This window comes from Isoptericola sp. NPDC056605 (assembly GCF_042792795.1).
GTDB lineage: Bacteria > Actinomycetota > Actinomycetes > Actinomycetales > Cellulomonadaceae > Isoptericola.
This window is the reverse complement of sequence record NZ_JBHTVT010000028.1, coordinates 23681-30922: the sequence shown is the minus strand read 5'-3', so window position 1 is coordinate 30922 and position 7242 is coordinate 23681. Positions and strand designations below refer to the sequence as shown.

At 64.2% G+C, this 7242-nt stretch carries 6 protein-coding genes; 1 reads left to right on the top strand and 5 read right to left on the bottom strand.

Features of this window, described 5'->3' with window-relative positions:
- Positions 1-353 precede the first annotated feature (353 nt).
- The gene (dcm, locus tag ACFQ8Y_RS20765; protein ID WP_430586615.1) at positions 354-1844 is read left to right on the top strand and encodes a DNA (cytosine-5-)-methyltransferase; all 1491 of its coding nucleotides are present in this window, start codon (positions 354-356) and stop codon (positions 1842-1844) included.
- On the opposite strand, the gene ACFQ8Y_RS20760 is transcribed toward dcm, so the two are convergent.
- The 5 genes from ACFQ8Y_RS20760 to ACFQ8Y_RS20740 form a co-directional block, all read right to left on the bottom strand.
- Entirely contained in the window at positions 1746-2540 is a 795-nt protein-coding gene (locus ACFQ8Y_RS20760; RefSeq protein ID WP_430586614.1) for an HNH endonuclease, read from the bottom strand. The genes dcm and ACFQ8Y_RS20760 overlap by 99 nt on opposite strands.
- A gap of 213 nt (positions 2541-2753) precedes the next feature.
- Positions 2754-3200, bottom strand: a complete 447-nt coding sequence (locus ACFQ8Y_RS20755) for a very short patch repair endonuclease (RefSeq protein ID WP_430586613.1) — start codon at positions 3198-3200, stop codon at positions 2754-2756.
- Positions 3201-3305: 105 nt separating this feature from the next.
- Positions 3306-3536 (bottom strand): hypothetical protein, encoded by a 231-nt coding sequence (locus tag ACFQ8Y_RS20750; RefSeq protein ID WP_430586612.1) that lies wholly within the window; start codon positions 3534-3536, stop codon positions 3306-3308.
- Positions 3536-4378 carry a protein NO VEIN domain-containing protein gene (locus ACFQ8Y_RS20745; protein WP_430586611.1) on the bottom strand — a complete coding sequence of 281 codons (843 nt, stop codon included), beginning with the start codon at positions 4376-4378 and terminating at the stop codon, positions 3536-3538. Before ACFQ8Y_RS20745 ends, ACFQ8Y_RS20750 begins: the two co-directional genes overlap by 1 nt.
- A 183-nt stretch (positions 4379-4561) precedes the next feature.
- Entirely contained in the window at positions 4562-6805 is a 2244-nt protein-coding gene (locus ACFQ8Y_RS20740; RefSeq protein ID WP_430586610.1) for a hypothetical protein, read from the bottom strand.
- Positions 6806-7242 lie beyond the last annotated feature (437 nt).

Sequence of the window (7242 nt, the reverse complement as noted above, 5' to 3'; positions counted from 1 at the left end):
CCCCGGCCGGGGGGTTCTCCTTCTTTTCACCCCAAAATGTTTTTGTTTCGAGGGCGCCCCCGTGTCGGCGGGCGGCGGGGTGTTGGGGGCCCCCTACCCCCATCGACGCACAGCCCCTGCCGTCGTCGCTTAGGTACTTGCGGCTGACGACGCGTGAGTTGGCGTGCGCCAGATGCACGTGCTCGTGTGACGTGCACGACCTTGTCTTCTCGCGTGGAGCGGGGTGGGGTGACTCGGATGGGCGCCGCCGGGCGGGCCACCGCTACCTCGGCGGGTACCCACCGACGACCTCGAACGCTCGTTCGACGGGGTGTCGTCGCGGGGCAGTCGGTGGGTCGAGCTACTCTCGGCACGTGGCGTTCACCTTCTCTGACCTGTTTGCTGGCATCGGCGGCTTCCACGCAGCCCTGGGAGCGCTCGGTGGCGAGTGCTGGTTCACCTCCGAGATCGACCGGAACGCCTCCGCCGTCTACGACTACAACTGGCTGCGACCGCAGCGCGACGGGTTCCAGGACGAGAAGAAGGTCGTCAGCGGCGACATCGTCCCGCTGACCGACCCTCACGTATTCGTCCCTCCCACCGACGTCCTGGCCGCAGGGTTCCCCTGCCAGCCCTTCTCCAAATCGGGCTTCCAGCGAGGCATGGACGAGACCCGAGGGACGCTCTTCTGGAACATTGCACGCGTCCTCGAGGAGCACCAGCCGCCCGTCCTCCTCTTGGAGAATGTCCGCAACCTGGCCGGTCCGAACCACAAGGACACGTGGGCCACGATCGTGCGGACTCTGCGCGAGTCTGGGTACCGGGTGTCGTCGGTGCCTGCCGTGTTTTCGCCGCACCTGATCGGGCCGGAGTTCGGTGGCCGTCCGCAAGTGCGTGAGCGGGTCTTCATCATGGCGCATAAGATCGGAAAGGGTGGAAACGACGGTCGCGACGATGTTCCGATCGTCGTTCCCAAGCCCGTCTACGGATGGAACCCGCTGGACTGGTCGCTAGACAGCCACCTGCTGCAGGACGACGCCGAGATCGAGCACCTGGACCGCTACGTCCTTCCAGAGTCGGACCAGGCGATCATCGAGATCTGGGACGACTTGCTCGACAAGATCGTCGACCGCCTCGACGGCGGCAAGCTTCCTGGGTTCCCGGTCTGGGCGGACGAGTTCCGTACCCTCGGACAGGCCGAAGACGTGATCGACGCCTCGCCCGTACCAGTACCGGCGTGGAAGGCAGATTTCCTGCGCAAGAACGCCCGCTTCTACGAGCAGCACCGCGCGGTGATCGACTCCTGGAAGGCTCGGCACGACAACCTGGAAGGGCTAGCCCCGTCGCGCCGCAAGCTCGAGTGGCAGGCCCAGGACCCCACCTCGCTGTGGGATACGGTCATGCACTTCCGCCCCTCCGGCATCCGGGCGAAGCGCCCCACGTACCTCCCGGCGCTGGTGGCGATTACCCAGACATCGATCATTGGCTCGCGAAAGCGCCGCATCACTCCGCGCGAGGCGGCACGCCTGCAGGGCCTACCCGATTGGTTCGAGTTCAGGCACGTCTTGGGCGACGGAACCGTGGAGGAGCAGCCGGACGCCGCGACCTACCGCCAGCTCGGCAACGGCGTGAACGTCGGCGCCGCGTACTTCGTGTTCCGCAAGTACGTCCTGGAGCACCGTGACGAGATCGCCGAGCACGCCCCGCACGTCGTCGAGGCGGTTGAGGCGGCATCGGAGAACCCGGATGAGATGCTCACAACCCCGCTAGAGGCCCGCCCACTCCCGATGGCTGCGCAGGGCCGCGGTCGAGGGGTGATGGACCTTCTTGTGGGGGAGCCGCAGGAAGCAACGGCCCCCGCCTAGGTCCGCATAGCTTGTGACCATCAGGTGCGGTTTGACCAGTACCTCGAAGGTCGTCTCGTGGACCGCGACCGCGCCACGGTCGAACAGTTTGTGGATGTCGGCGCGCAGGAGCAGCCCGTTGCTGACCTTGTTTGTCGCCGGCCCCCGGTAGGGGTAGACGTGTGCTGCCTCCAGCGTCTCGGTGGCGTCGAACCCGGTGATAGCGCACCTGCCGCCGTATGCGTCGACCAGAGCGGTGCGGAACCGGTCCTGGCCCTCTCTGACGGCCTCCCGCATGAGCCGCCGGTCGCGCTCGTCCTTCAGGTCGCTCGGGTCGAACTCGATCGCACCCAGCAGGTCGTCCAGCGGAGGAGTCGTGTCCGCCTGCGGCAGGTTGCGCCCCGAGACCCCGTTGACGGTGATCCCGTCGACGACAGCCTGTAACGCGCTGTTCGTCACTGTCCCGCCCACCGACAACAGGCTGGGGTCCATTGGGCTGTGCGTCGCAGCCTCGACCATGGCAACGATTACGTCGTCCTTGGTCGACAAACCGTCAACGGTCGCCTCGGGGATGCCGAGCGCGACGGTGACGGCCCGGAGAAAGTCGCGGCGCACCGTAGAGCCGCGGGCGGTGGTGAAATGGGGGATGCCGAGGAGGTCCGAGATTGCCGCCATCAGCGGCCGCTCGGGGAACTCCCGGCCGTATTGTCGTGCCACGCTCGCAGCCTAGGATGCCGGCGCGCCGGTACGGCTGGTGGCGCGCGGACATAGCCTGAGCGGGCTTACAAGGTGTCCCGACCCCGGGGCGAGACAATGAACTGGAAGGACCAGACTCCGACCTGTTTGACGCAGTCTAGGGAGACGTCGTTCACGGGTGGCCCCTCGGGCTTGTGGCTCAACTGGGTTGGGGCTCGGATCCACGCCAGTTAGTCACGTCTCCCGTCGGCGCGCCAGGCCTTCCACGGCTGAAGCAGCCCTGACCAAGTCGACCACAGCATCTACGTCGCTCGTGATCTCGTGCTCCCAGACACGCACGACGGTCCACCCCGCTTCCTGCGCGAGGATGGTGGACCGCTCGTCGCGCTGACGGTTCTGCTCCATCTTCTGCGCCCAGAGTTCGGAGTTTGGGCCCGTCCAAGGAGTGCGGCGACCGTGCTCCGGGCAGTCGTGCCAGAAACAACCGTCGACGAACACTGCGACCCGATGCCGGGGCAGCACCAGATCGGGCGTACAGCCCTTCGCGACACTGGGGTGTAGCCGGAACCGGAGTCCCGCGGCGTGAAGCGCTCGGCGGAGAGACACCTCCGGCGCGGTTGACTTCTTTGCGCGACCTGCCAGGTGCCTGCCAGCGGTGGTGCTCGTCCAGTGCTCGACCACAACCTGAAGGTTAGTCGCCAACTGAGGGCAAGCCCGCGCGCACGGCGGGTCTCCCGTCTCGGTGAGATCCGATCCCCTGTCAGAGTCACTGTGCCGCGCATCGCCTCAGATGTCGAAGACCGTATTGAGGATCACTCTGAGTTCTTGTGCAGCCTTGAGATCGAGATCGATCACTTGAGCAGGCGTATCGCCAGCTCTTCGAGTTTGCGCGTAGGTTCGCAGCACCATGAGCCGCCCGTGAGTCGGGTCATGGGCAACGTCGAACTCTGCCACCCTTGTCGAAAGATGGGGTCTTCCGGTCGCTGGCACGCGCTGGAAGGACTGAATGACGGCCATCATTGCCCCCTGTGCGACGGTGGTTTGATCCGGTATCCAATTGCCCTCCTGGGGGATCCTACAAGTTCTTCGCGCGATACGACGTGGACGCGACGCTTGCGCTCATCGAGTGCACCCGTCACAGCCACAAGTACGAACTCGGGGTCGTTGCGAGCGACGAAGTACTCTAGGGGGGTCACATTGAACTCTAGTTGGTCCCCCCGGATCCCCTTTATCTCAACTTTCCGACGCTGGCCGTCCTTGGCAAACTCGAAGTCATATCCGACACCGTCGGCTTGGCAGTCCCGGACCAGCGTCCAGCCGTCGCGTTTCAGAATGCTTGTCACGTGACTAACTGCGCTGATCTCGATCGCCTTGGCCACCGCCCGCGTCGGGCGGGACTGTGGTCCTTTGTCACGACCGACCATCTCGCCATCGGCTTGCTCATCATACTGGGGTTCTAGGGTTTGACCCGCCTGCAGCGTGCCGCCGGCCCAAGGTGGCATCTTGATGCTTACGCCACCCGTCGGCCAATTGAGTTCAACCGGCAAAGAGGCCTGGTGCTCGTTCGTCGATGCAGGGCCGTCGACAGTACCGGGGGGCCGGAGGAGGGGTGCGTGGATCTGGTCGCCGAACACCTCCTCCATGAGTCCGAGCAGAGTGATAGCCGCTGACTTGTCGAACTGGACGGTCTGGCTTCGTCGCCCCGTGTTGGCGCGATCGCCCGAGCCGGTTGTGGCCAGTTCAAGAACTTGTCCGCCGTCTTCGTTGAAGATGACGTCGTAGTTGCACTTGGTCGTGGTTCGGGCGCGTGCTGATCGGCTCGCCGCGCGCACCTCCGTGAACCCGGCGATCAGTACCAATGGTCAGCCCTCCACCGTGTCCCATGCTGCCCTCGCTGTGCCATCTGCGTGGTCTCCTAATCTCGATATGTCTGAATGATCAGTTGAGCAGCACTGCACCCCTACCCAGGCCGGAGCCACTGGTTCCAGCCGTCAGGCAACTCACCATCGCCGCGTGGGCCAAGCCGTCACGTTCGGCCGGTCTCAGTCAGGGGTCACGCGGACCGCGCATCGGTTTTGCACTGGACACCTCTTGCAGGTCTCAGGATCGTCGACACCCGGAGGCAAGAAACCTGAATCCCCACCGAGTATGTCGTCGACTTTTGGGGGCCTGTGTGACTTGGCTGCCTGATAAGCCAAACTCAGTCGGTCGGTCTTCGTGGCATTCCCGGAAAGGGTGAACAGCCAGGCAGGAACTGCGCTGGGGCTGCCTTGCTTGACGACGGCCTTACTTAGGCTGCTTTGGCGTTGCCCGTCCGTGAGGTAGCGCCACAAAGCGTTGGCCGCGTTGGGTGCAGAGAGCGCGTCGGCTTGGCCCTGACGGATCAGTGCGTTCAGCGCATTGCCGTATAGCATTTCTTGCAGGTAGTCAGCCTCAAAGCCGCACGACGGCCCCAGAATCCACTGGATCGCGTGGCGGCGCGGGCATGCCAACGCCGACGCGGCCGCCAACGGACTAATCATCGCAACGTCCGCGGCGGTCACAGTGTCGTCGGTTGCTGGTGTCGGCAACCTCGCGACCGAATCATTCAGAGCGGCGTTCAACGTGGCGTGGGTTGTGACTCCGCCTGTCACCTCGCGAATATCATCGCTCTTGACATCAGGAATCGTGAGAAGCCCGATCAAGGGTGATACGTACTGCTTCTCGCCCTCGGCCCTGGAGAGCCAACTGATGGTGAGACCGTGATCCGGGTCGACGCCGTCAAGACAGAGCCACATGAGGTAGAGATCGCTTAGCGCGGCTGTGCTCTCCCGGAGATCGAGCAAGTCTGATATCAGGTCGACTGGCCCGCCATCGTTCATTGGCTTGAGGTTAGTGAGTTCGAAAGGCCAAGTCCTTCTTGGCCGACTCGCGGGGAAGTTTGCCTCAGAAAGGTTGGCGACGTGGACTGGTTCCTCCGCCGGGCGGAGACCGAGAGCATCCAGCGAGCGCAACGGCCCGATGCTGCCCTCGTGGTCCGCCTCCTCACCGACCGCGTCGACGTCTGCATCTCGTCCGAGAAGCATCGTCACAACGTCGGCGAGGCCTTCTGCGTCGAGCGGCTGGTCAAGACCAACTGAGAAACCATTGAGTTTCGCGAGGATGGTTGAACGTTCGGACTCGCCAAGCGCACGCAGACCGCGTTCGATCTGGTTACGGATGAAGCCAATGTGTGCACCCACCCGTACAGTTTCTCGTGAGGCAAGGCTGTTAGCGAATGCGACGATCTTTGTGATCGCCGTCTCGATGAGTCGGGCCTCGTCGAGTGTTATATCCGCCCAGGGTGCCAGCCTCAAGGGGTTGGACGCTGCGGACTGAATACGGTCGACATCGTTGGCTCCTGGCTCGCGAGCTCCACGTGGTGCGACGTGGATTTCGATCGCCTTGACTAGGTGGCGTGCGCGGTCTCGCCACTGGTCTCCCGAATCGCAGCCGTAGAAGTACTGCTGAGCACGGCGCACGGCCGCCGCCAACTGGGAGGGCTCGTAGACCTGTTCGAATGGTAGATACCCGGTCGCAACGATGTCGACGAGTGTCTCGACCGTGAGCGCGACGCTCGCCCGCTGGCCGGGCTCCGCTCGGATGCAGTCGTGGAGTCCCAGCAGGAAAGCGCCAACTGGGAGCTGAGCCAAACTCGGGGCTTCCTTCCCGGTGGGTCCAAGCCGTCTCGCAAACCTTTGGACAGTTGGCGCGTCCGCCGCGAACCGGCGAGGCTCCGGTTGGCGAGTGTCCTCGTGCGCCCATTCCCGCACGAGTTCTGCAGGGCTCGCGCAGTTGAGCACGCGAAGGCCCTTCAGGTTCTCGGCCACCACCGCTCGTCCGTTAATCGCGTCGCGGAAAGACGTGGCATACGGGGTGAGGGGCGGGTCCTGCCCGACGCGGACGGCCGTGGGCATGCCCCAGACCGGCTCAAAGAAGCGTCGCCACGTTTCGAACGACGGGTTCTCGCCGTCATCGTGGACAAGGAAGACTTGGTCGACGTCGGCGATCTGTCGCAAGAGCTGGAACATCGCCCACTGTGGCGGCGTGTAGAAGTAGAAGCCATGGTGGACGATCAGGCGACGTCCGGTCGTGGGTCCGTAGGCTTTGGTGAGAGCGTCGAGGACTCTCGTGCGGACATCTCGGCCTTGTGCGGTACTCCCCTTCGCGACCTCATCGGGGTCGACCCAGAGGTGTTCCCGAGGGCTGCTGATGCCGGGGATCGTGGTCTCGGCGTACGACCAGAAGTCGGTGGCGAGGCGCGTCAATGCGTCACGCGTTCGGAACTGCGAGGGTTCGATCCCGGCGGCGGTGAGACTGTGGATGCTCCGCGCGAGTTCGCGGCGACCTGCCAGGAGCGCCCTGGCCTCGGGTTGTCCGGGCGCGTGCTTTCGAACGTAACTGCGCAGTTCCTGATCGAACTGAATGCCTATGCGAACGCGTCGACCCGTCGCCTGGGCTTGCCACACGCGGATGGCTTCGTCATACGCTGATCCGCGGCCGGGTGAAGGAAAACAGTCAATAGGTAGTGCCAAATCACCAGGCATGCCGGGCATGACGACGAGATCGATAAGCGACGCGATGGGATGTGCGACTCCTCCCAGTGTGCGGGCTTCACGTGCCAAAGATGTCGTCGCGGTCAAATGGCACACGGCGCCCCAGGACGTCCCACGGGAATGAAGGAACTCCTCGACATATTCGTGGC